Here is a 23,234-nt window from a genome sequence, read left to right on the forward strand (position 1 = left end):
CAGACCCACCCCGACACCCGATTCACCGATGTTCATCCACCTTCGCCTGCACACCGAGTTTTCCGTCGTCGACGGCACCAACCGCATCGACGATGTGGTGGCCGCGGCGGCCGCCGACGGCCAGCCCGCGCTGGCCATCACCGACCTGAACAACCTGTTCGGTGCGGTCAAGTTCTACAAGGCCGCGCGCGGCGCGGGCGTGAAGCCGCTGCTGGGTGCCGAGGTGATGCTGCAGGGCTTTGCCGACCAGACCCCGGGCGCGATGCCCGGCAGCCACCAGCCGGCCGCGCCGCGCGTGATCCTGCTGGTGCAGGACAAGCAGGGTTACCTCAACCTGAGCGAGCTGCTGGCCCGCGCCTGGACGCGCAGCGACGGGCGCAGCGGCGCGCTGGTGCAGCGCGAGTGGCTGGAGGAGCTGAACGCCGGCCTGCTGATGATCTCGGGCGCACAGGCCGGGCCGGTCGGCCAGGCGCTGATCCAGGGCGACACCGAGCGCGCCGCCGACATCGCCCTGCAACTGGCCAGCCTGTTCACCCACCGCTTCTACATCGAGCTGCAGCGCGCGGGCCGTCCCGACGACGAGCGCCACGTGGTCGCGGCGGTGCAGCTGGCCGCGCGCCTGCACCTGCCGGTGGTGGCCACCCACCCGGTGCAGTTCCTGGAAACCGACGACTACGAGGCGCACGAGGCCCGGGTCTGCATCTCCGACGGCGAGATCCTGGGCAACAACCGGCGCGTGCGCCGCTTCACGCGCGAGCAGTATTTCAAGAGCGCCGCGCAGATGGAAGCGCTGTTCGCCGACATCCCGAGCGCCGTGGCCAACACGCTGGAGATCGCCAAGCGCTGCAGCATCACGCTGGTGCTGGGCAAGCCGCAGCTGCCCAACTTCCCGATCCCGCCGGTCAACGGCGTGGTGATGTCGGTGGACGAATACTTCCGACACGTGTCGCACGAAGGGCTGGAGGGTCGCCTGAAGCACCTCTTCCCCGACGAGGCCAAGCGCGAAGCGGTGCGCGCGCGTTACGTGGAGCGCCTGGAGTTCGAGCTCAACACCATCCTGAAGATGGGCTTCCCGGGCTACTTCCTGATCGTGTCGGACTTCATCAAGTGGGCGAAAGAAAACGGCTGCCCGGTGGGTCCGGGCCGGGGCTCCGGAGCCGGCTCGCTGGTGGCTTACGCGCTGTTGATCACCGACCTCGACCCGCTGCAGTACAACCTGCTGTTCGAGCGCTTCCTGAACCCGGAACGCGTCTCGATGCCCGACTTCGACATCGACTTCTGCCAGTCCAACCGCGACCGCGTGATCGACTATGTGAAGGACCTCTACGGCAAGGACGCCGTGAGCCAGATCGCCACCTTCGGCACCATGGCCGCGCGCGCGGCGATCCGCGACGTGGGTCGCGTGCTCGATTTTTCCTACGGCTTCTGCGACGGCATCTCCAAGCTGATTCCCAACAAGCCGGGCATGTCGGTCACGCTGCAGTACCCGCCGGTTCCGAAGGTGGACGGCGACAAGAACAACTACGCCATCGAGATGGAGCCGGTGCTGGCCGAGCGCATCCAGAAGGAAGAAGACGTCAAGACCCTGATCGAGCTGGCGCAGAAGCTCGAAGGCATGACCCGCAACATCGGCATGCACGCCGGGGGCGTGCTGATCGCACCGGGCAAGCTCACCGACTTCTGCCCGCTCTACATGCAGCCCGGCAGCGATTCGGCCGTGAGCCAGTTCGACAAGGACGACGTGGAGGCCATCGGCCTGGTGAAGTTCGACTTTCTGGGCCTGGCCACGCTGACCATCCTGGAGATCGCGCGCGAGTTCATCATGCAGCGCCACAAGGGCCAGGAGAACTTCCGCTTCGAAGATATCCCGCTGGACGACCAGCGCGTCTACGCGCTGTTCTCCAAGGGGCAGACCGAGGCCGTGTTCCAGTTTGAAAGCCGCGGCATGCAGGGCATGCTGCGCGACGCCAAGCCCTCGCGGCTGGAAGACCTGATCGCGCTCAACGCCCTCTACCGACCCGGCCCGATGGACCTGATCCCCAGCTTCGTGGCGCGCAAGCACGGGCGTGAACCCATCGAGTACCCGCACCCGCTGGTGGCCGAGATGCTCTCCGAGACCTACGGCATCATGGTCTACCAGGAGCAGGTGATGCAGACCGCGCAGATCCTGGGCGGGTATTCGCTCGGTGGCGCCGACATGCTGCGCCGGGCCATGGGCAAGAAGAAGGCCGAGGAGATGGCCGAGCACCGCGCGATCTTCCGCGCCGGCGCGGCCAAGAACGACATCAGCGAAGAAAAGGCCGACGAGGTCTTTGACCTGATGGAGAAGTTCGCGGGCTACGGCTTCAACAAGTCGCACGCCGCCGCCTATTCGCTGCTGGCCTACCACACCGGCTGGCTCAAGGTGCACTACACCGCCGAGTTCTTCTGCGCCAACATGACGGTGGAAATGGACGACACCGACAAGCTCAAGGTGTTGTGGGAAGACGCGCAGAAGATGGGGCTCGCGTTCGAGCCGCCGGACGTCAACCGCGGCCGCTACCGCTTCGAGCCGGTGACCGACAAGCTCATCCGCTACGGCTTGGGCGCCGTCAAGGGCACGGGCCAGCAGGCCATCGAGGCCATCGTCGCGGCACGCGAAGGGCGGGGCGAAGGCCCGAACGGCGGCGAGTCAGGCCCGTTCACCAGCCTGTTCAATTTCTGCCTGCGCGTGGACCGCCAGCGCATGAACAAGCGCACCGTGGAGGCGCTGATCAAGGCCGGCGCTTTCGACGCCCTGCACCTCAACCGCGCCGAGCTGCTGGCCTCGGTGGACGTGGCGTTTGAATACGCCGCGGCCACCCAGGCCAACGCCAACCAGGGCGGTCTGTTCGACATGCTCGGCGGTGACGATCACGGCTCCAGCACGCAGGAACCCGATCTGGTGCCCACCACGCCCTGGGGTGTGAAGGAACGCCTGACGCTGGAGAAAACGGCCATCGGGTTTTATTTCTCGGGCCACCTGTTCGACGAGGTGCAGCGCGAGGTGCGGCGCTTCGCGCGCACCGCGCTGAGCGATGTGAAGGAGAGCCGCGACCCGGTGATCCTCGCCGGCATCGTGACCGACTTCCGCATCATCAACGGCCAGCGCGGCAAGCTCGCGCTGTTCAAGATCGACGACCGCACGGCGGTGCTGGAGGTCAGCGCCGACGAGAACCTGATCAACCTGCACCGCAACCTGCTGAAGGACGATGAGCTCATCGTGGTGCAGGCGGTGGCCCAGCCCGACCGGTTCTCGGGCGGCCTGCGCCTGAAGATCCAGCACATCTGGGACCTGGCCTCGGCGCGCTGTCGCTTTGGCAAGTACCTGCGGGTGGCGGTCAACGGGCACCCGCCCGCCGTGGCCGAGCTGGTCAAGGCCTTCCCGCCCAGGCGCGAGGTCACCGAGCTGGGCGAGGTGGCGCGCGGGTTGCCGGTGCGGCTGTCGCTGCTGCGGCCCAGCGCGCAGTGCGAGCTGCAACTGGACGACCGGGCGCTGTTTTTCCCCACCGACGCTGCCCTGGCGAGCTGGATGGCGCAAGCGCACGACCGCCGGGCCGAGATCGTGTTCGACTGAGCGCGCATGAGGTGGTTGGCCGCTCCAAATAGGCGGGATGCGCCAACCCTGTCACGCAAAGAGCGAGGTCCTCGTTCAAGGCGGGTGCCAGGATGCCGATGAAACTGACATCCATGAAACTCCAACACAAGGCTTGGGCGCTCGTGCTCGCCATCGTCGGCTTCGCGTCCCTGGGCGCGATGTTCGGTGCGCGCCACATCGTCGCCGACTCATTCAGTCAGCTGGAAACCGAGCGGGCCTCGCGAGAGGGCGAGCGTGCGCGCCGCCTGCTCCACCAGCAGTTGATCGGCCTGTCCTCGACCGTCAAGGACTACGCCCAGTGGGTGGAAGCGGTGCGTTTCGTTCAGGGTCAGGCCCCGGCCTTCATGGACGAGAACTTCGACGAGTCCAACATGGGTTACCTGCGCATTTCGGAACTGATGGTGTTCGACAAGCGGGGGGCGTTGAAGGCCAGCATCACGCTGAACGCCGACGGCGAACTGGGGACCGTGCCGGCCGAGCGGGCCTCGCGGTACTTCGAGTCGATCGCGCCGATGGTGGCCGATGCGAGTGGCCAGACCACGCTGCAAACCTACCAGGCCGAGGCAGGCCAGCTGGAGATGCTGGCCGCTGCCCCGATCCGAGACCCCGACAAGCCCGGGGATTCGCCACACGGGGCCATCCTGATGGTGCGCCATTTCGACGATGTCGAGCGCCAACGCTTCAGTGAGGTGCTGATGGTGCCTGTGACCCTGTCTTTTGATGCGCCCAATCACCACGGAACCACGGACGCCCACCTGGTGCCTGCCGAGGACAGCCGCGACGAGCTGCATGCCGTGGTGCAGGACGCGGAAGGCCGTGCGGTCGTCGAGCTCGTGCTGCGCCTGGACCGCGACCTGGAGCGGGTGGGCAGCGCCCTGGCGTGGAATGGCATGGTCCTGGCCGTGGCGGGTGGCTTGCTGGCCAGCGTGTTGCTGGTGGTGCTGCTGGACCACTTGATCCTGCGGCGTTTGCAGCGCCTTCTGGGCGAGGTGCAGGGGATCACCGAGCGAGGGCCGACGGCCGCCGGTCAGGTCGCGGTGGAAGGTCAGGACGAACTCAGTCGCCTGGGCGAGGGGGTGAACGAGCTGCTGGCGCGTGTGCGCAGCGACGCACAACACCAGCAAGACGCCCATGAGCGCCAGGAGGCGCTGCAGATCCAGCTGATGCAGAGCCAGAAGACCGAGGCACTGGGCCGGTTGACCGGCGGCATTGCGCACGATTTCAACAACTCGCTGGCCGCGATCACGGGCTGGGTGCGGCTCGCGGCCGAAGACGTGGGCCCGGACCACCCCAGCCAGGAGGCGTTGCAGCAGGCGCTCAAGGCCGCGCGTTACGCCGACGGCCTGATGCGCCAGCTGCTGGCGTTTGGCCGGCAGTCGGCGCCCAAGCTGCGGCGGCTGCGTTGGTCCAGCCTGATCGAGGACACCCGCCAGATGGTGGCGTCGGGGCTGACGCGCGATTGTGAACTGACGGTGGACTGTGCGCTGGACGACGACGAGGTCGATGCCGACCCGACGCAACTGCAGCAGGTGCTGGTGAACCTGCTGATCAACGCGGCGGACGCCATGAAGGGAAACGGGCGCATCGAGCTCGCGCTGAACGCGCTGGTGCTTCCGACCGACCCGGATCTGCCCCCGCCGCCGGGCGTCTCTGCGCTGGAGCCGGGGCGCTACATCGTGCTCAGCGTGCGCGATCACGGGCCGGGCATTGCGGCCGAGCACCTGGACCGTGTGTTCGAACCGTTTTTCACCACCAAGCCCAAGGGACGCGGCACCGGCCTGGGCCTTTCGGTGGCGCAGGGCATCATGGCGCGCCATCAGGGCGCCATCGGTCTGGTCAGCGGCGCCGACGGGACCTGCTTCTACCTGTACCTGCCCGCCAGCCGGCGCGACGAGGCGATCGCACCCGTGACCTCGCCCGGTGAGCCCGCGAAGGGGCGACAGCTGCTGTTTGTGGACGACGACCAGTCGGTGCGCCACGCCTGGAGCGCGCTGCTGGAGCGCAAGGGCTGGCACGTGACCCGCTCGCGCGACGGTGAAGAGGCGTGGGCGCAGTTCTCGCAGACCGGCAAACGGTGGGACGTGGTGCTCACCGACCAGTCCATGCCCAGGCTCGACGGCGTGGGGCTGGCCCTGCGCATCCATGCCACGCCCTCACCGCCCCCGGTGGTGCTGATGAGCGGTCATGTCGATGAAGTGAGCCCAGAGCATCTCAAGACGCTGTTCACCGCGGTGCTGCACAAGCCGGTGGACGCGGCCGAACTGGATAGGGTGTTGCAGGGGGTGGTGCAGAAATCGGACGTGGTGACGAGACCGGCCTGAACCGCGGGCCTCAGTCCGTGGGCCGGACCACCACGATGATGGGTGAGGGGACCCGGCCATCCACGTCGCGAGGCAGCGATCCGGTGCGGTCGATGGCCTTGAGGGCCGCATCGTCCCAGGCGGCGTTGCCGCTGCTGTCGACCACGCGTCGGCTGGTGATGGTGCCGTCGGACAGTGCCCGCACTTCGATCTCCGTCCTGAGTGAACGCGGGAAGTCTTCGGTGTAGCGGATGTTGGGGCGGATGCGGGCAGCGACCTTGGAGCCGTAACCTGACGACGGTCCGCTGGACTGCTGGGCAGAGCCGCGCGCCTCGGGGCCGCCGCTGGCGCCGGCCTGACCCATGATGCGGCGCATCTGGTCTTCGCGATCGGCCTTGGCGGCGGCTTCCGCTTTGCGCTCCCGCTCTGCCTGGAGTTTTTGCTCCTGCAGCTTCTTTTCGGCCTGCTTCTTGGCGTCTTCCTTCTTTTTCGCGTCGGCGAGCTTCTTCTCTTCCTGCTTGCGCTCCAGCGCCTCCTGCCTCTTTTCTTCGGCCTTCTTCTTCAGCTCTTCGGCCCTTTTCTCTTCGAGCTCGCGCTTCTTCTCTTCCTGCTTTTTCTTCTGCGCGGTCGCGATGTCGGCCTGCTTCACCACCGGTTCGGGAGGGGGCGGCGCGGGCTTGGGTTCGGGCCTGGGCGCTGGTTTCGGCTCGGGTTTGGCCTCTGGCTCGGGCGGCGGCGGCGGCGGCGGCGGGGGTTGCACGGCGCGCGGCGCGGCCTCGCGCGGCACGGCCGACCAGAGCTCGGCCTCGAAGCTGACCGGCTCTTCGTCCTTCTTCCAGTGCACGCCCCAGGTGAGCGCGGCCATCAGCAAGGCGTGCGCGACCAGCGCCAACCCCACGGGCACGGTCCAGCGGCCGGAGCGCGGCGGTTTGAGGTCGAGGGCGTCGGTGGTGACCTGCATGGTTCAGCGGCTGGACTGCACGGCCAGACCCACGCGCTCGACGCCCGCGCGCTTGAGCGTGTCCATGGTCTTGACCACGGTCTCGTACTTGATGCCCTTGTCGGCGCTGATCACCACCGGCACCTTGGCGGGCTCGGCGTCGCCAGCGGCCGAGCCTTGCAGGCGGCTCACCTCGCTGGCGAGTTGCGCCATCTTGATGCTGGGGCTGCTTTTGCTCGACGAACCCAGCCGCACCTGGATCGACTCGTCCTTGTCGATCACCACCTGCACGAAGCTCTTGGGCTGGACGTCGGCCTGGCCCACGCTGGGCAGGCTGATCTGGCTCGGTGAAATCAGCGGTGCGGTCACCATGAAGATGATCAGCAGCACCAGCATGACGTCGATGAACGGGACCATGTTGATCTCGTTCTTGGTGCGGCGCACGCGCCCGCGTGAGGTGGCGGCCATGGTGTCAGTGTCCCGATGCGGTGGCGTGGGGCGCCTGCTGGCCCAGGTTGCGCTGCAGGATGTTGGAGAACTCTTCCATGAAGGTCTCCATGCGGTTGGCCACGCGGTCGATGTCGGTGGCAAAACGGTTGTAGGCGACCACCGCCGGGATGGCGGCGAAGAGGCCGATGGCGGTGGCCACCAGCGCCTCGGCGATGCCGGGTGCGACGGTGGCCAGCGTCACCTGGGCCAGCGCGGCCAGGCCGGTGAAGGCGTGCATGATGCCCCAGACCGTGCCGAACAGACCCACATACGGCGCCACCGAGCCGACCGTGCCGAGGAAGGAGAGGTTGGTTTCCAGGGCGTCCAGTTCGCGCTGGAAACTCGCGCGCATGGCGCGGCGGGCGCCGTCGAGCAGCGAACCGTTGTCGGTGATGCGGCGCTCGCGCAGCTTCTGGTATTCGCGCATGCCGCTGGCGAAGATGCGTTCCATCGGGCCGCCGTGGCGCGCGCTCTGGGCGGCGGCCGCGTAGAGGTCGTTGAGGTTGGCGCCCGACCAGAACTCGCGCTCGAAGTCCTCGTTGTGCGAGTTCACGCGTTTGAGGGCGAACACTTTGCGGATGATGGCGGCCCAGCTGATGATGGACACCAGGCCGAGCAGGACGACCACGGCTTGAACCACCCAACTGGCGTTGAGCAGCAACTGGACAATGGAAAGTTCTTGGGGCATGTTGGCGTTGCGGTTGGGACTGGTTCAGGGGTCAATGGTTCCCGGCGGACAGCGCTTGGATGACGCTGGCGGGAATGCGCTGGGGTCGTAGGGTGGCGGCGTCCACCCAGCCGATGCGGATGCTGCCTTCGCAGAGCACCGTGGGGGCCGCGCCGTCCTGTTGCAGGACGGCGCTTTGTTCGATTGTGAGCGAGGCTTTGCCCGATTCGGTCACGCGCGCGGTAACCAGAAGCAAATCGTCGAGCCGGGCAGGGCGGTGGTAGCGCAGCTGGGTGCTGGTCACGACGAACATGCCGCCGACCTGCTCGCGCAGTGCGTGCTGCTCCACGCCCAGGTGGCGCAGCCACTCGGTGCGGGCGCGCTCGAAGAACTTGAGGTAGTTGGCGTAGAACACGATGCCGCCGGCATCGGTGTCTTCCCAGTAGATGCGCACCGGCCAGCTGAAGATCGCCCCCACGCTCCCCGCTGCGCTGGGGTCGCTGCCCCCCGAGGGGGCTGGCCCTGCCTTGGGGCGGCCCGGCGGCTGGGCCGGAGCTGCGAGCAATGGCTCGCTCACAGCGCAGCCTCCAGACGGGCCACGGCCTCCTGCAGCTGGGGCAGGGCGTTGGCGGTGGAAAAGCGCAAATAGCGGCCGGGGTCGGCGAGGCCGAAGTCGCGGCCGGGTGTGGTGGCCAGCTGGCAGCGGCGCATCAGCTCGAAGGCCAGCGCCCAGCTGCCGCCTTCGTCGGGCCGGCTGCCCTGCGGCGGGATGCTCCAGCGTTCGCACAGGCCGCGCACGTCGGCCCAGGCGTAAAACGCGCCGTCGGGCATCACCGGCACCGTGAGGCCGAGCCGGTTGAGCGCGGGGATGAAATGGTCCCGGCGCGCTTTGAACTCGGCGCGTCGCCGTTCGTATTCCGCCAGGCTCTCGGGCGCGAAGCAGGCCAGCGCCGCGTGCTGTGCGATGGTGCTGGCGCAGATGAACAGGTTTTGCGCGAGGCGCTCCACGGCAGGCACCAGCGCGGGTGGCAGCACCAGCCACCCCAGGCGCCAGCCGGTCATGTTGAAGTACTTGGAGAAGCTGTTGATGCTGATGACCTGATCGCCCAGCCCGTCGGGCAGGCCGAGCGCGCTGTGGCCATAGGCTTCTTCGTAGGACAGACCGAGGTAGATTTCATCGACCAGCGTGACCCCGCCTTGGTCGCGCACGAAGCGCGCGATGCGTTCGAGCTCGTCGCGGGCGATGGAGGTGCCGGTGGGGTTGGACGGCGAGGCGAGCAGCACACCGCGCGTGGCCGGCCGCCAGGCCGCTGCCACGTGCTCGGCGCTCAGCTGGAAGCGGTCTTCCGGCCCCGAAGGGATCAGCACCGGCGTGCCCTCGGCGGCCTGCACGAACTGGCGGTTGCAGGGGTAGCAAGGGTCGGGCATCAGCACCTCGTCGCCCGCTTCGATCAGCGCCAGGCAGGCCAGCTGCAGCGCTGCCGAGGCGCCGGCCGTGACCACGATGCGGCCGGGGTGAATGTCCAGCCCGAAGCGGCTGGCGTACCAGCCGCTGATCGCTTCACGCAGGGCGGGCAGGCCGGTGGCGGGGGTGTACTGGCTGCGCCCGTCGTGGATGGCGCGCTCGGCGGCGGCCTGCACCAGGGGGGGCGCGGTGAAGTCGGGCTCGCCGATGTTCAGGTAGATCATGGGCCGTTGCCCGGGCCGCGCCTCGCGGGCCATCTCGGCGGCGGCCTTGGCCAGCTCCATCACATAGAAGGGTTCGACGCGTTGGGCGCGTTGTGAAATCCGCATCGGTCTGGACCCGCCTCAGGCAGGTCGCGAGGCCGGCTTGCGCGCCGGCGCGGGCGACGCGGCCACCTCGTCGGGACGCAGCTGCGACGCGATCTTGTGCAGCACGCCATTGACGTACTTGTGACCGTCGGTGCCGCCGAAGGACTTGGCCAGTTCGACGCACTCGTTGATCACCACGCGCCACGGCACATCGAGGCAGTGCTGAAACTCGTAGGCGCCGATCCACAGCACCGCGCGTTCGATCGGGGAGAGTTCGACCAGCGGCCGGTCCAGCAGCGGCGTGATCAGCGCATCCAGTGCACCCGCCTGTTCCACGCAGCCGTGCAGCAGCGCGTCGTAATGCACGCTGTCGGCCTTGTGGAAGCCTGCGAGGTCGCGGGTGAACGCGTCGATGTCCCCCGCGTCGTTGCGGCCCACCATGTGCTGGTAGAGGGCCTGCAGGGCGAATTCGCGTGCGCGCGTGCGGGCCGATTTGTCGGCGGCCTTGCGCGGCTTGGGGGTCAGGGCGGTGGGTTCGGTCATGTTCATGCGATGGCGTCGAGCAGGTGGGCCATCTCGATGGCCACACGGGCAGCGTCGCGGCCCTTGTCCACCTGGCGGGCCACGGCCTGTTCCAGGTTCTCGGTGGTCAGGATGGCGTTGGCGATGGGCGTGTTGGTGTCCAGCGAGACGCGGGTGACGCCGGCCCCGGACTCGTTGGCCACGAGTTCGAAATGGTAGGTCTCGCCGCGGATGATGCAGCCCAGCGCGATCAGCGCGTCAAAGTCGTCGCGCTCGGCCAGCGCCTTGAGCGCGATCGGCACTTCCAGCGCGCCGGGCACGGTGACGTGGGTGATGTGCTTTTCCAGCACGCCCAGGGCCAGCAGCTCGGCATGGCAGGCCTCAAAGAGCGCGTTGGTGATGCCTTCGTTGAAGCGGGCCTGCACGATGCCAATGGACAGCTTCTTGCCGTCGAGCAGGTTGGAGGTGCCTTTGTCTGCGCCAAACATGGGTGGTTCTCTCGGTGGTCGGTGGGGTGAATGGGGGTGAGTGTTGGCGTGGCCGGTGCCGGGTTCAAGCCACGCTGGCCGGGGTGGCCGTGGCACCCAGCATGCGTTCCACGTAGCGCGCCACGGTGTCGATCTCGAGGTTCACGGCGCTGCCTGCCGTCAACTGCCCGAGCGAGGTGTTTTGCACCGTGTGGGGAATCAGGTTGATGCTGAACTCGCAGCCGGCGGCGCTGTCAACGAAGCTGTTGACGGTCAGGCTCACCCCGTTGACGGTGATCGAGCCCTTGTAGGCGAGGTACTTGCCCAGCGAGGCGGGTGCCATCACGCGCAGTTCCCAGCTTTCGCCCACCTGGGCAAACCGGGTGACCTGACCGACACCGTCCACATGGCCCGACACGATGTGGCCCCCGAGACGGTCGTTGGCGCGCAGGGCTTTTTCCAGGTTCACCTGGCGGCCTTGCTCGGACAGGCCGGCCGTGCGCGCGAGCGATTCCGCCGAGATGTCGATGGAGAACCGCCGTTCGGCGGGGTTCAGGGAGGTGACAGTCATGCATGCGCCGTTGAGCGCGATGCTGTCGCCAAGGGACACGTCGTCCAGGTAGCCCGGCGGCGCCTCGATCGAGAGACGCTTGCCGTGGTCCAAAGAACTGCCCTGGGCGTGGAGGTCGGCGATGCGCCCCACGCCGGTGATGATGCCGGTAAACATCGGCGTATTTTCGCAGGGTTTGGGCCGGCTTCCTCTGGGCCGCCCAACGAAAGGTGAAAAGCGCGCGGGGAAGCGCGGCCAGAGGGCCCGCGAAAGGGTTCAGGCGCGCAGAAAACCGTCCCGACCGCGCACCCGTGCCACGATGCGGAGGTCGTCCCCCACCGGGTCCACCGAGTGAAAGGCCAGCGCGAGGCCCTCGTTCAGCGCCTGCAGGGGCCCGAAGCCCGCGATGCCCATGCCGCCGATGCCCAGCAGGGTGGGGGCCAGGTAGAGCAACAACTCGTCCACCAGCCCTTCGCGCACCCACGACCCATTGAGCTTGTGACCGGCCTCCAGATGGAGTTCGTTCACCTCGCGGTGGGCCAGGTCGTGGAGCATGGCTTTCAGATCCACCTTGCCCTGGGGGTTGGGCAGGGCGATCACGGTGGCGCCCAAGGCCTCCAGCGCCCGCTGTCTGCCCGGCTCGGGCTCGGCGCAGTAGATGAAGATCTTCCGGGTCAGTCCGTGGGCGGGCGCCGCAAACAGGCGCGCGGTCAGCGGCGTTTCGAGCCGGCTGTCCACTATGACCAGGTGCGGCTGGCGCGGCGTGTCCACGAGTCGCACATCGAGCATGGGGTCGTCTTCCAGCACGGTGCCGATGCCGGTGAGCACCGCGCAGGCACGGGCCCGCCAGGCGTGTCCATCGGTTCGCGCGGCTTCGCCGGTGATCCATTGGCTGACGCCATTGCCCAGCGCCGTGGCGCCGTCCAGCGATGCCGCCACCTTCATGCGCACCCACGGGGATTTGCGGACCATGCGGCTGAAGAAGCCGATGTTGAGCTCGCGCGATGCCCGGGCGGCGTCGCTGTCGGCCGCGAGCACCTCCACCTCCATGCCCGCCGCCCTCAAGCGTGCAATGCCCTGGCCTGCCACCAGCGGGTTGGGGTCGAGCGTGGAGACCACCACCTTGCCGACCTTGGCGGCGATGAGGGCGTCGCAGCACGGCGGCGTGCGGCCATGGTGGGAGCAGGGCTCCAGTGTCACGTAGGCCGTGGCGCCAGCGGTGGACTCGCCGCGCGCTTGCGCATCGCGCAACGCCATCACCTCGGCGTGCGGGCCGCCGGCTTGCTGGGTGTGGCCGGCGCCGATGACTTCCCCGCGGGCACTCAGCAGCACACAACCCACACGAGGGTTGGGATTCGACAGGCTGATCGCCCTGCTCGCCAGGTTCAGGGCCACTTGAATGTGGCCTTCAGCCAAGCGCATGCGATCAGGAAGCCTTGAAGCAGTCGGCTTGCAGTGCGAGCAGTTCGGTGTCGCTGAGGCCGGTGAGTCCGGTGATCGACTTCACTCCCGTGTTGGTGACCCTCAGGTTGCCGCAACGGTCATTCGCCATGCTGCCAGTGCGCGTGGCTTGGAGAGTGAAGATGGACGCAGAGGTCGCTGTCGTGGTCGCCACCACGGCGTCGTCCTCGATCAGCTGGATGTTGTAGGCAGCGGTGCCAGATCCAGCACGTGGTGACGTGGCCAGACCAGCAGGAAGCGTGACACCCGTAAAGGTATCTCGCGCACTGAAGAACCGTCGCATGTACTGCTCCGCCTCCATCAAGGCGCGTTGCGCATCGGCCCGACGCGACTTGGCCACCGATTCCTGGTAAGAGGGAATGGCGATCGCGGCCAGGATGCCGATCACGGCCACCACGACCATGAGTTCGATCAGGGTGAAGCCACCTTGGGCCCGGCGTGGCGCCGGCGCACGGCGAGGAAAGGTCAGGGTCATGGTCAGGGTCTCAGTTTTCGGGCGGGGCACTCAGCTGGAACTGGGTGCGGCTCCAGCCCGTGGTCGGGCAGAACACCCCGGCGCCGAGCGGCGTTTCCCCGGTACCCAGAATGATGCCTCGCATGGTCCGGCACTTGGGGGCTCCCCCGGTGGAGCTCAGTGCGGATTCGCCAGCAGCTTCATCGGCGGCTTTCTGCATCCGGTCATTGACGGTTTCGGTCACCTGGGGGTCGCTGGGATCCCCATTGTCCGTTTGCGGTTCGTCGGGCAGTGCGGTGCCATCGGCCCGCGAGCGGAAACGGCTGACAGAGATACCGCGTGTGAAGCCCCCCTGGGGCGCGTAGGCCACGGCATAGGGATCCAGGCGGCCATCGCCGTCGACATCGAACGATTGGCTGAGTTCGGGCGAAGCCGACTGGGCATTCACGATGTAGACATAGTTTCCAGGCAGGTCGGCGACGCTGCACATTTCTCCCGAGGCAGGCGGCCGAAGAACGGTGGTGGTGATGATCACGCTTCTCCCGAAGTTCTGGACATCGGCGATGGACCGTTCCCCCGGCTGCAGCCCGGCATCAGTCTGGTAGACGTTTTGCATGCGGATGAACCAGCCGCGCTGGGTGTCCCAGTCGATTTGGGGTGTTGCGTCGCTCTGGATGCCGTAGTACAGGAAAGCAGCCCCCGCCGCCTGCGAACTCGGGTCAATGGTGCGTTCTTCCAGCTGCGTCAGGGTGACCGGGTTGAAGGGTTCGCCATTGAGCATGCTGCCGTCAAGGGTCTGTCGGTCCCAGATGCCGTAGATCGCCTGGCCGTCCAGATCCTGCAGATGGTCTTCTTCCAGCATGATGCCCGTGGCAAACACCACGATGAACCCGCCCTCCTCATGGGCCTGCCAGGCTGGGGAGCCGTAGATGGGGCGGTTGCCCGGCACCGTGAACAGCGGCCTGCCATGCTCCACATGCCAGGTGCTCGGATCGCCCGACAGGTTGAACTTCCACAACTGGCCGTTGGCGTCGCCGGCGTATGCAGCCACCACGCGCGTGTTGCTGCCGTAGCTGCGCAGCAGCGTCACGCCGCTGAGCCCGTCTCCAGCCGAATAGCCCGAGGGCAGGGGAATGGTGCGGATGACCTCGCCGCTCACGGCGTCCAGCACGACCAGCCCGGCCTTTTCACCATTGGGTTCACCGTTGTAGTGGCCGTTGTTGACCGCCACGATCCAGCGTCCACGCTGGGCGTTCGTTGCATCCGACAGGTCTTCGGTCTGACCGCTGCGGGCCGAATTGGACATGTAGCCGGCGGTGACATCGCTGCCATCGGCGCCATCGATCACGTCCGGACCGGTTTCCCAGAGGAAGTCTGCCCGATCAGGAATGCGGTTCGGCGTCACCCCGGGCTTGATGGGCGAGTTGACGGCGTACACCAGTCTTTCACCCCGACCACCCGTGCCAATACCCAGGTGGCGCCAGGCCCTCCATTCGGTGGATGCCGTGAGGCCGTCGCTGTCGGCTTTGCGGCGATCAAAGATGTCGTTTTCCGTGATCGGACCATCCAGCACGTACTCGAAGTTGTATGGCTCCGCAGCGAAGTTCAGCATGCGCCTGAGGCTGCGGCGCGGCATGACGGCGGCCAGTTCGGTGCCCGCAGCCGCAGAGAACGCGTGCATGGTGCCCGCGTTGGTGGCCACGTACAACGACTTGGGGTAACCGCGCTTGCGGTTGGTGTAGTCCACATAGCTGCCACGTCCGTCGACGCCGCCACTGCCGTCCTGGTCGTAGGCGTAGTCCCGGGCATCGCCCATGAAGACGGCCGGTGGGTTGACCATGGCCGCGACGCGTGAAGTCCGCTGACGGAACAGATGGCCTTGGGCATCGAGCGCCGTGTTGTCACCGCGCAGGTAGTTGATGAAACGGTCGTTGGTGGGAATCCGGCCAGCGTCGGGGCCGGTGGCGAGTGCATCGCGGACGTCGGTGGGCAGGCCGCTGAACGCTCCCATGAAATCGACGGGCTGGTTCAGGTCGTGCATGGTGAACACACGTCGAGCGGCGTGGCCCGGCATCAGCTGGTTCGCAGACCACACCGTCACACCGGTTTCGCTGCCATCGGCGGCCAGCTGACGCGCCTGAATGTCGCCCGAGTTGTCCATGGTGCGGTAGGACACCGTGTATTTGAGGCGACCCGCCAGCGTGCTGTTGTCTCCACCACCGGTGTTGACCGAGACGCCGGCGTCCCGGCCGGACGCGCTCAGGATCTCGGCCAGGATCGTGTTGAAGATGGATTTGACGTCGTCGGCCGAACGGGCGCTGAACGAGCGGGCACCACCGGTGTAGCCGGCATGAATGAAGTCGTCCACCCGCGTCTGGAGGTCGTTGTTGGAAATGAGGTCTCCCGTGGGGAATGGAGGGAACACCGTGGGCGCCCCTGACCCGTAAAGCGTGTAGTTTGTCTTGTACTGTTCGATCTGATTGAAAGTCAGGCCGGTGCCGGTCGCTTCGCCGGATGGCTCGATCAGGTAACCCACCGTGTAGGTGGTCATGTTCTGCCAGAACGTCGGTTGCCCGGGGCGGGTCTGGATGTTGTTGTCCAGTCCTGCCGGTTCTGCACCTGCTCTCATGTCCTCGTGCCAGTAATACCGGGCCGTGATGTCGGCCAAGCCGCCAGTGCCCGTGCTCGGGAAGGGCACATACTGAAGGCGACCGGCCAAGGTGTTGATGCCACTCTTCATGTACTGAAACGACTCGGTGGTTCCATCCGCTCGGGTCCGGGTGAACGTTTGGAGACCGTTGATGTTGTCGTAGTCAAGTCCCGCCGCTGTGGGGCCCCACGGCGTACCAGACGACCATCCGCCGTCAGAGAACAGCAGGTTGAAGGAGCGGCGGCAGTTCATTTCGGGGCTGCTGTTGGAGGTGGGGTCGGTCCGCCACGCGTATTCCGTCACACCGTTTCGCCGGCCGTAGTAGTCAGCCGCCCGCTCCACGGCATTGTGCAGTGGCGTTCCCCCCTGGGACACCATGCCGTTGAGCCAGTTGAACAGGTTGTTGTTGTCGGTCGAACCTCGGCTGAGCGGCCGCACACCACGCGACAGCGTGACCGGAGAAGTCGCCCCGGGCGGTGTGACCAGCGGGCTGCTGTGGGACTGGTTGATCGGCATGTAGCCGATGCGCAGCTCGTTGTCGAGTTTGGACGGGTTGTTCGGCGCACCATTCGCATCGGTGTCCGCGAGGGCCAGTCCGATGGCCGTGCTGGTGGCCAGCTGCCGGTTGCTGTAGTAGCGGTACCAGTTCAGGATGTTGGTGACTTCCTGGGCATTCGTGCATGTGTTGGCTGTGCAATCCGTTCGGGTATTGGGCGTGGGAATGACGTGGGTGGCGGTGCCACCGTAACTGACGTTCACCCGTGTTCGCGCCCCGCAACCGATGTCCTGCCCAGCCCCATCTTTGACGACCAGGGAACAGTAGGCGTAGGTGAATGCCGGCGAAGCCGCCGTGGCCGCTGTGTAGGCGATGTGCTCGGGAATGCGCCGTGTGTTGGACAAGGTGTACCGCGAGGTGAAGCCGGTTGGAGTGCTCGGGCTGTTGACCACACCCTGGAAGTTCCTCGTCGTGCCATCGTCGTCATACATCGAGTGATACACGCGGTAGTCGTTGGGTGCCACATCCCGCTGAAACACCTGGTAAGAAAAGGCAGCGCTGGCCACGTTGGACACCCACACCACATTGTCTGAGGGCACCAGGGCAACGCCACTGCCATTGACCCGCGGCAGGTATCTCGTTCGCGGGTTGTAATAGACCGGGTTGACGTCGGCCGAGCGCTGGGCGGACCAGTTCCAGTAGGTGCGAGCAGGCGAGGCGGCGACCGACCAGGTGGTGCGGGCTTCGATGCGCCAGCGGGACCCATCCCAGTACCTTCGGTAGCAGGTGTAGTTGCCCGCGTTGTAGATCGCGTCGCCACCGATGCCGGCGTTGAAATTTGTTGCGTTTGTCGAATTGACGTTCGAATAAGGGCTGGGGCATACCCGGGCCGGCACGTTTTCGAAATCATTCGTGACGTTGTAAGTCTCATGGTAGGTGTACGCCATGGACCCCGAGTTGTCCAGCGCGACCATCAGGTTGGGCTTGGCGCCCGACTGGTTGGTCAGCAGCGGACGGTTGGCAGGCTGGGCCCACGCTTGCGAACCCAGCAAGACCGCGCTGCAAAGGGCCACCGACAGGACCAACCGGTGGACGAAGGGCAATGTGAACAGGGTCTTCATGGGAACCTCGCTGATAAGTCTTTGTTTCATTCGGTCTTGACCAGGCGTCAATCGACACCACCGGTGGCAGACAGCACGGGAACGGTGGGGGTCAGGATCGATTGCAGCCACACCTCTGAGCCGGCGCTGAGGGTGCCGTCGCTGGCGATGGTGGCGTCGCTGGACAGCCCTCGGGTCGTGACCAGGAAGCGGTCGTTGACCAGGGCCTGGATGATGCAGGAAGGGCTGTTTTTCAGTTCTGCGTTGGACTGCACATTGGAGTTGTAGGTCGCGGTCAGGGTGATGAGGTTGGCAGCGCCGGTGGCCCAGTTGCTCTTGGTGTTCCATGCGCCCGACCTGATCGCGGTTTCGTCGTCGGCCGTGAGTTCTGTCGACACAATCTTGCCCGCGTCGGTGGCGTAGCTGGAGCCCCCGTTTTCCGCTGCGTCAATGGCCACCCGCTCGCAATAGCGCAGGGCGTCTTCGGCGGACGTGCGCGCCACCTGGTTGGTGCGCATGTTGTTCGAGAACTGCTCGAAGGTGGCGGAGTTGCGGGCGGCCAGCAGGCCGGCGAACGAGATGATCAGGAGCATGATCAGTGCCATGGGAAGCACGATCCCACGGGCACTGCCGGGACGGGGTGAAAGCAGGGTGCGACGCATGACAGTGTTTTTCCGTGGGTGAACGGTGGGATTCAGTTTTCGTACAAAAACGCCCATGGGTCTTCGCCGCTCACGTAGTCAGACGGCAGGCCGGGGCGCATGTTGCGCAGCTGGATGGTGGTCACGTAGGCACGGCGCAGGAAGCGGTCGGTGGCCGTCTGTTCGGTGCCATCGCAATCGATGTAGCTTCCGAGGTCGTTGATGCTGTTGTCGCCTGTGGGAGCGGGGCGGGCCGTGCGTGCCAGGATGCAAATGCGCAGGGCGGCGACCCGGGACCAGTTGGTTGCGGTCGCGCCGAGCACGGCATGGTCCGCACCGACGTAGCCGGCCACCTGATGGGGAAGGGGGTTGCCAGCCGTCGGCGCGGCGGTGACAGCGTATTGAACCTGCAGGTCTTCGATGTTGGGGATCAGGGCCGTGGCATTGCCGAACCCCGAGCCGGTTCGCCCCTGGCAAAAGAGAGAAGGCGTGCCGTCGGCGTCATTGGCAATGTAGTAACGGTTGTCGGCCAGGGAGAGGGGGGTTGCTGAGGCCGCGCCTTCTGCCGAAGCATCCCATGCCGTGATGCCTTCATGAGCGCAGTTGCCGGGTGACCGCACGCCAGTTGCGTCGGTGACGAACTGGCTGTTGAGCAGCGATGCTTCGTAGCGCACGGCAATGGCATCGGGCCCGGATCCGGTTGCATCACAGGCCAGCGCTTCAAATGCTGTACCCGCGGCATTGTCGGTGAAGCCTCCGTCACACCCGCGAACGGCCCGCCCGGGAAACAGCCTGGCTCCGCTGTTGTCCACATTGGAAAAGCCCGTCAGGCGAATCTGCTGCTGCAGCAACTCCAGCGCCAGAGCGGCGTCTTCGTTCATCTGTGATTCAAGCGTGCTGCTGCGCGAGGTGGTGGACGTGTTGACGTAGATGACGCCCACGGCCCCCATCAGGAAGAGGCCGATGGTCATCGCGACCATCAGTTCGACCAGACTCAGGCCGCGTTGGGCGCGTGCACCCGGCCGGCGTGATGTTGAGAGTTTTGTCATGATCACAGGCCCACCTTGAAGTACATGCAGCTGTATTCCAGCTTCTCGGACGTACTGAGGTTGTCGGGGCAGTTCTCTTTTGCCGCATCGAACAAGGAGAAGTTGCCTTTGTCGTCGTCCACATCCGCTGCGGCGGCTTGCGGCTCTTTCCAGATGAGCCAGACATCCAGGTTCCGGGTCGCAGCGGTCGGTGTGCTGATCACGACGGCGTCGCCCTGGGGAAGCCGGTTGCGAACGCTTCGAAGGAACTGGTCGATATCGGCTGCGGCGAGGGCATCGGCGACCGTGGCGGCATTGGTGGCATCAGCCGGGTCGAGGTCAAGGTTGGCGTCGAGGACCGTGACGGCCGTGCTCTCGAAGTCGTCGGTTTTGGCGATGTCGTAGTTCCCTCGGTCGTAGCCATAGACGTTGACCCGGGCCCGATCGGCGTAGTCGTTCACGAGCGCCAGGCCGGTGAGGCGCATCTGCGACACCTTGTTGTAGCTGAAGGTGGCGCCCGAGAGGCCTGCCACGCCCAGCAGCCCGACCGACACCAGCAGAATGGCGACCAGCACTTCCAGCAAGCTGGACCCGGACTGCCTGTGGGCGGACGTGACCCTGGCGCCCAACAGGGACTTTTTGACGGTGAATGTAGACATCATGGTGCTTTCAGGCTCACGGCAACTCGGTGGCGACACTGGCGCGGCCCACCGTGGACACACTCACGTTGTTGACCTTGGTGGCCGACGTTGCACCGCTGGGGGTGACGGTGAGGGTGGTTTGTCCTGTGGTGGCCCCGGCGGCGGCACCTGCAGCCATCAGGCCATTGGGCATGAATTGCAGGAACGTCACCCCTGCCGAACTCACCAGTGAGGCGATGCCGCTCTGGGCGGAGGTCACCTGGACGACTCGTTCGCCGGCATCGTAGGCTTGATCCGTGGCGCCGTCATCGACGAACACCATCCATCCGTTGCGCCACTCGGTGCTGTCGGTGCAACTGGTTCCGTTGGAGCTGGGGCAGAGCATGAGCTTTCGCGACGACTTGATGGCTTCCGATCGGGCGAGTTGCAGGCTGGTCGTCAAGGCGCGGGTCGCACTGTCACGTCGCCATTGACGGACCGTTTCGCTGAAGTCAGGGAAGGCCAGCGTCGCCAGCACGGCGACCAGTGCCACAGTCACAAGCAGCTCGATCAAGGTAAACCCTTGCTGGCCTGATTGAGACGATTGGATGGGGGAAGGCAGGTGTTTCAATTGGCGGCTCCGTACTGCAATGTAGCGGCCACCTGACGCCATTCCTGAGCCGTGCTGACGCGCGGTCGTTTTCCGCCTCCTGAGCGGTATAAAGCATTCACTTTCTCCGGGTGCCATGGTGAGTGGTTGCCGCGTGTCTTGGTGCGATTTTTTGCAGCATCCCGACCCCCTGAACGTCCCACCAAGGTCGCTCAAGAACCGGCCGTTGATTCAGATTGACTGATTCGGATCCGCCCAATTCGATTGACGATGATTTTCTGACTGGTCCCGATTCTTGGCGTCACCTCCAGTGTTGCCATGCCAGACGCCATCATTCCCGTCGGCAGGAATACAAAACGTTGTCTGGATGCATTTCCCTCAAGGCTTTTGATTCCCGTGAATCCTTGCGATTGGGCAATCAGCTTGTCGTTGGAGTCGAATTGACCATTGATGTCAATGTCTTGAAAAACCAGCCATCCGGACTTCCATTCTTTGTCAGACGCAGGGCTGCAGCTGAGCCCATTGCTGCTGTTGCACATGACCACCCGGCGAGACCATCGGATGGCCTCCGACCGGGCCAGGACCAAGTGGTCCGTGACGGAACGTGTGGCCATGTCTCTCTGCCAGACGGCGAGCAATTTTCCAAACTCAGGAATGGCGATCTGCAGCACAACCGCCAACAGGGCGGTGGTCACCATCAACTCAATCAGACTGACGCCTGATGAAGGACTTGTTGTCGCCAAACTTGAGTTTTTCATCCCTGGGTCCCGAATGTGATGTGTTCGGACCCATTATTTCCGGTTGCGCACGCCAAACAAGGTTGTGCTGCATGGCAGTCCGAGGATTCATCCCCAGGACGAAGGACGATATCAACAGGCGCGCGAGCGAACCTCGGCTGATGCAGATCTAACGCCGGACCTCATCCACCAATGCCCGGAACTCATCGATGTCTTCAAAGCTGCGGTAGACGCTGGCGAACCGGATATAGGCCACTTTGTCGAGCTTCTTGAGTTCGCGCATGACCATTTCACCCAGGCGGGCGGCGGGAATCTCCCTGACGCCCAGGTTCAGCAACTTTTCTTCGATGCGCTCGATGGCGGCGTCCACCTGCTCGGTGCTCACAGGGCGTTTGCGCAGCGCCAGCGCAAACGAGGCACGCAATTTGGCCGGCACATAGTCAACGCGTCGACCATCTTTTTTCACCACGGCCGGGAAGCTCACTTCCGGCCGTTCGTAGGTGGTGAAGCGCTTTTCGCAGTGACCGCACTGGCGCCGGCGGCGGATGAAATCCGCGTCTTCGGACACTCGGGTCTCGACGACCTGGGTTTCCAGATGACCGCAGAAGGGGCATTTCATCGCGCGACGTCGCCAGCCGCCATCACTTGTAGACCGGGAAGCGGGCGGTCAGCGCGTTCACCTTGGCGCGCACGGTCTCGATGTTCGCCGGATCGCGCGGATTGTCCAGCACGTCGGCAATCAGGTTGGCGGTCAGGCGGGCTTCTTCGTCCTTGAAGCCACGGGTGGTCATGGCGGGGGTGCCGATGCGCACACCGCTGGTGACCATGGGTTTTTCCGGATCGTTCGGGATGGCGTTTTTGTTGATTGTCATGTGGGCGTTGCCCAGCACGGCTTCGGCTTCCTTGCCGGTGATGCCTTTGGCGCGCAGATCAACCAGCATGACGTGGCTCTCGGTGCGGCCGCTGACGATGCGCAGACCGCGCGAAACCAGGGTTTCGGCAACGATGCGTGCATTGGTCAGCACCTGTTGTTGATAGGCCTTGAAGTCAGGCTGCAGCGCTTCCTTGAAGGCGACGGCCTTGGCCGCGATCACATGCATCAGCGGGCCGCCTTGCAGGCCGGGGAAGATGGCGCTGTTGATGGCTTTCTCGTGTTCGGCTTTCATCAGGATGATGCCGCCGCGCGGGCCGCGCAGGCTCTTGTGGGTGGTGGATGTCACCACGTCGGCGAATGGCACCGGGTTGGGGTACACGCCTGCAGCAATCAGGCCGGCGTAGTGGGCCATGTCGACCATGAAAATGGCGCCCACGTCTTTCGCCACCTTGGCAAAGCGCTCGAAGTCGATGCGCAGGCTGTAGGCCGATGCACCAGCGATGATGAGCTTGGGCTTGGTTTCGTGTGCCTTGCGCTCCATGGCTTCGTAGTCGATCTCTTCTTTGTCGTTGAGACCGTAGGAGACCACGTTGAACCACTTGCCGCTCATATTGAGCGCCATGCCGTGGGTGAGGTGGCCACCTTCGGCCAGGCTCATGCCCATGATGGTATCGCCGGGCTTCAGGAAAGCCAGAAAGACGGCCTCGTTCGCGGATGCGCCGCAATGCGGCTGCACGTTGGCCGCGTCGGCGCCAAAGATCTGTTTGACACGGTCGATCGCCAGTTGCTCGGCCACGTCCACGTATTCGCAACCACCGTAGTAGCGCTTGCCCGGGTAGCCTTCGGCGTACTTGTTGGTGAGCTGCGTGCCCTGGGCAGCCATCACGGCCGGCGAGGCGTAGTTTTCACTCGCGATCAGCTCGATGTGGTGTTCCTGGCGCGCGTTTTCCAGCTGGATGGCCTTGAACAGCTCAGGGTCGGTTTGCTCGATGAGGATGTTGCGGTCGTACATGGTGGCAGTCTTGGGTAACGTGGATCCCCATGGTCCGGTGTTTCCGGATGTGGGGGCTGCCCAGGCGAACGGCTGAACGCCCTTTGCCGGGCGGTACGCTTCCCAGTGGTTATCCCGGCCGCCGCGATGTCGCAGGGCAGGGGGGCCACGTCAGCACGTTGACTCCAAGAGCTTGGAGAGTGCCTATCGCCAGTTGCGTACGGCGCTAGTTTATCCGAGAGATGCCC

General features: G+C 65.4%; 20 protein-coding genes and 1 riboswitch. Of the genes, 2 read left to right on the top strand and 18 right to left on the bottom strand.

Translation table 11 applies throughout. The features are described 5' to 3' along the window. Positions 1-28: 28 nt before the first annotated feature. On the top strand, positions 29-3,595 hold the full coding sequence (gene dnaE / locus IM738_RS05665) for a DNA polymerase III subunit alpha (protein ID WP_236964924.1): 3,567 nt from the start codon (positions 29-31) through the stop codon (positions 3,593-3,595). Between the two features lie 113 nt (positions 3,596-3,708). Beyond that, positions 3,709-5,937, top strand: a complete 2,229-nt coding sequence (locus IM738_RS05670; RefSeq protein WP_236964925.1) for an ATP-binding protein — start codon at positions 3,709-3,711, stop codon at positions 5,935-5,937. Positions 5,938-5,947: 10 nt separating this feature from the next. On the opposite strand, the gene tolA is transcribed toward IM738_RS05670, so the two are convergent. The 18 genes from tolA to glyA all read right to left on the bottom strand — a co-directional run bounded on the left by tolA (position 5,948) and on the right by glyA (position 23,007). Further along, positions 5,948-6,877: a cell envelope integrity protein TolA gene (gene tolA, locus IM738_RS05675; protein WP_236964926.1), complete on the bottom strand. Its 930-nt coding sequence runs from the start codon at positions 6,875-6,877 to the stop codon at positions 5,948-5,950. 3 nt (positions 6,878-6,880) lie between these two features. Next, positions 6,881-7,324: a biopolymer transporter ExbD gene (locus tag IM738_RS05680; protein WP_077335179.1), complete on the bottom strand. Its 444-nt coding sequence runs from the start codon at positions 7,322-7,324 to the stop codon at positions 6,881-6,883. Between the two features lie 4 nt (positions 7,325-7,328). Then, positions 7,329-8,033 (bottom strand): protein TolQ, encoded by a 705-nt coding sequence (gene tolQ / locus IM738_RS05685; RefSeq protein ID WP_236964927.1) that lies wholly within the window; start codon positions 8,031-8,033, stop codon positions 7,329-7,331. Positions 8,034-8,064: 31 nt separating this feature from the next. Next, positions 8,065-8,481 (bottom strand): tol-pal system-associated acyl-CoA thioesterase, encoded by a 417-nt coding sequence (gene ybgC, locus IM738_RS05690; protein ID WP_236966254.1) that lies wholly within the window; start codon positions 8,479-8,481, stop codon positions 8,065-8,067. Positions 8,482-8,585: 104 nt separating this feature from the next. Then, positions 8,586-9,806, bottom strand: a complete 1,221-nt coding sequence (locus IM738_RS05695) for a pyridoxal phosphate-dependent aminotransferase (RefSeq protein ID WP_236964928.1) — start codon at positions 9,804-9,806, stop codon at positions 8,586-8,588. Positions 9,807-9,821: 15 nt separating this feature from the next. Then, a complete protein-coding gene (gene nusB, locus IM738_RS05700) occupies positions 9,822-10,328 on the bottom strand; it encodes a transcription antitermination factor NusB (protein WP_236964929.1) in 507 nt (168 codons plus the stop codon). Positions 10,329-10,330: 2 nt separating this feature from the next. After that, the gene (gene ribH, locus IM738_RS05705) at positions 10,331-10,795 is read right to left on the bottom strand and encodes a 6,7-dimethyl-8-ribityllumazine synthase (RefSeq protein ID WP_236964930.1); all 465 of its coding nucleotides are present in this window, start codon (positions 10,793-10,795) and stop codon (positions 10,331-10,333) included. 64 nt (positions 10,796-10,859) lie between these two features. Further along, positions 10,860-11,501: a riboflavin synthase gene (locus tag IM738_RS05710; protein WP_236964931.1), complete on the bottom strand. Its 642-nt coding sequence runs from the start codon at positions 11,499-11,501 to the stop codon at positions 10,860-10,862. 99 nt (positions 11,502-11,600) lie between these two features. Continuing rightward, a complete protein-coding gene (gene ribD / locus IM738_RS05715) occupies positions 11,601-12,746 on the bottom strand; it encodes a bifunctional diaminohydroxyphosphoribosylaminopyrimidine deaminase/5-amino-6-(5-phosphoribosylamino)uracil reductase RibD (RefSeq protein WP_236964932.1) in 1,146 nt (381 codons plus the stop codon). Between the two features lie 4 nt (positions 12,747-12,750). Beyond that, a complete protein-coding gene (locus IM738_RS05720) occupies positions 12,751-13,260 on the bottom strand; it encodes a type IV pilin protein (protein WP_236964933.1) in 510 nt (169 codons plus the stop codon). A gap of 10 nt (positions 13,261-13,270) precedes the next feature. Then, positions 13,271-17,536 (bottom strand): pilus assembly protein, encoded by a 4,266-nt coding sequence (locus IM738_RS05725; RefSeq protein WP_236964934.1) that lies wholly within the window; start codon positions 17,534-17,536, stop codon positions 13,271-13,273. Between the two features lie 17 nt (positions 17,537-17,553). Then, the gene (locus IM738_RS05730) at positions 17,554-18,090 is read right to left on the bottom strand and encodes a pilus assembly PilX family protein (protein ID WP_236964935.1); all 537 of its coding nucleotides are present in this window, start codon (positions 18,088-18,090) and stop codon (positions 17,554-17,556) included. A gap of 89 nt (positions 18,091-18,179) precedes the next feature. Beyond that, positions 18,180-19,175 (bottom strand): PilW family protein, encoded by a 996-nt coding sequence (locus IM738_RS05735; RefSeq protein ID WP_236964936.1) that lies wholly within the window; start codon positions 19,173-19,175, stop codon positions 18,180-18,182. Positions 19,176-19,177: 2 nt separating this feature from the next. Continuing rightward, entirely contained in the window at positions 19,178-19,816 is a 639-nt protein-coding gene (gene pilV / locus IM738_RS05740; protein ID WP_236964937.1) for a type IV pilus modification protein PilV, read from the bottom strand. A 13-nt stretch (positions 19,817-19,829) separates the two neighbouring features. Continuing rightward, the gene (locus IM738_RS05745; RefSeq protein WP_236964938.1) at positions 19,830-20,405 is read right to left on the bottom strand and encodes a GspH/FimT family pseudopilin; all 576 of its coding nucleotides are present in this window, start codon (positions 20,403-20,405) and stop codon (positions 19,830-19,832) included. Between the two features lie 191 nt (positions 20,406-20,596). Continuing rightward, entirely contained in the window at positions 20,597-21,142 is a 546-nt protein-coding gene (locus IM738_RS05750) for a GspH/FimT family pseudopilin (RefSeq protein ID WP_236964939.1), read from the bottom strand. Between the two features lie 148 nt (positions 21,143-21,290). Further along, positions 21,291-21,740 carry a transcriptional regulator NrdR gene (gene nrdR / locus IM738_RS05755; protein ID WP_077335205.1) on the bottom strand — a complete coding sequence of 150 codons (450 nt, stop codon included), beginning with the start codon at positions 21,738-21,740 and terminating at the stop codon, positions 21,291-21,293. Between the two features lie 22 nt (positions 21,741-21,762). After that, entirely contained in the window at positions 21,763-23,007 is a 1,245-nt protein-coding gene (glyA, locus tag IM738_RS05760) for a serine hydroxymethyltransferase (RefSeq protein WP_236964940.1), read from the bottom strand. 51 nt (positions 23,008-23,058) lie between these two features. After that, a riboswitch (ZMP/ZTP riboswitch) is annotated at positions 23,059-23,214 on the bottom strand. Positions 23,215-23,234 lie beyond the last annotated feature (20 nt).

Source organism: Hydrogenophaga sp. SL48 (assembly GCF_021729865.1).
In the GTDB taxonomy this organism is placed as follows: Bacteria; Pseudomonadota; Gammaproteobacteria; order Burkholderiales; family Burkholderiaceae_C; genus Hydrogenophaga.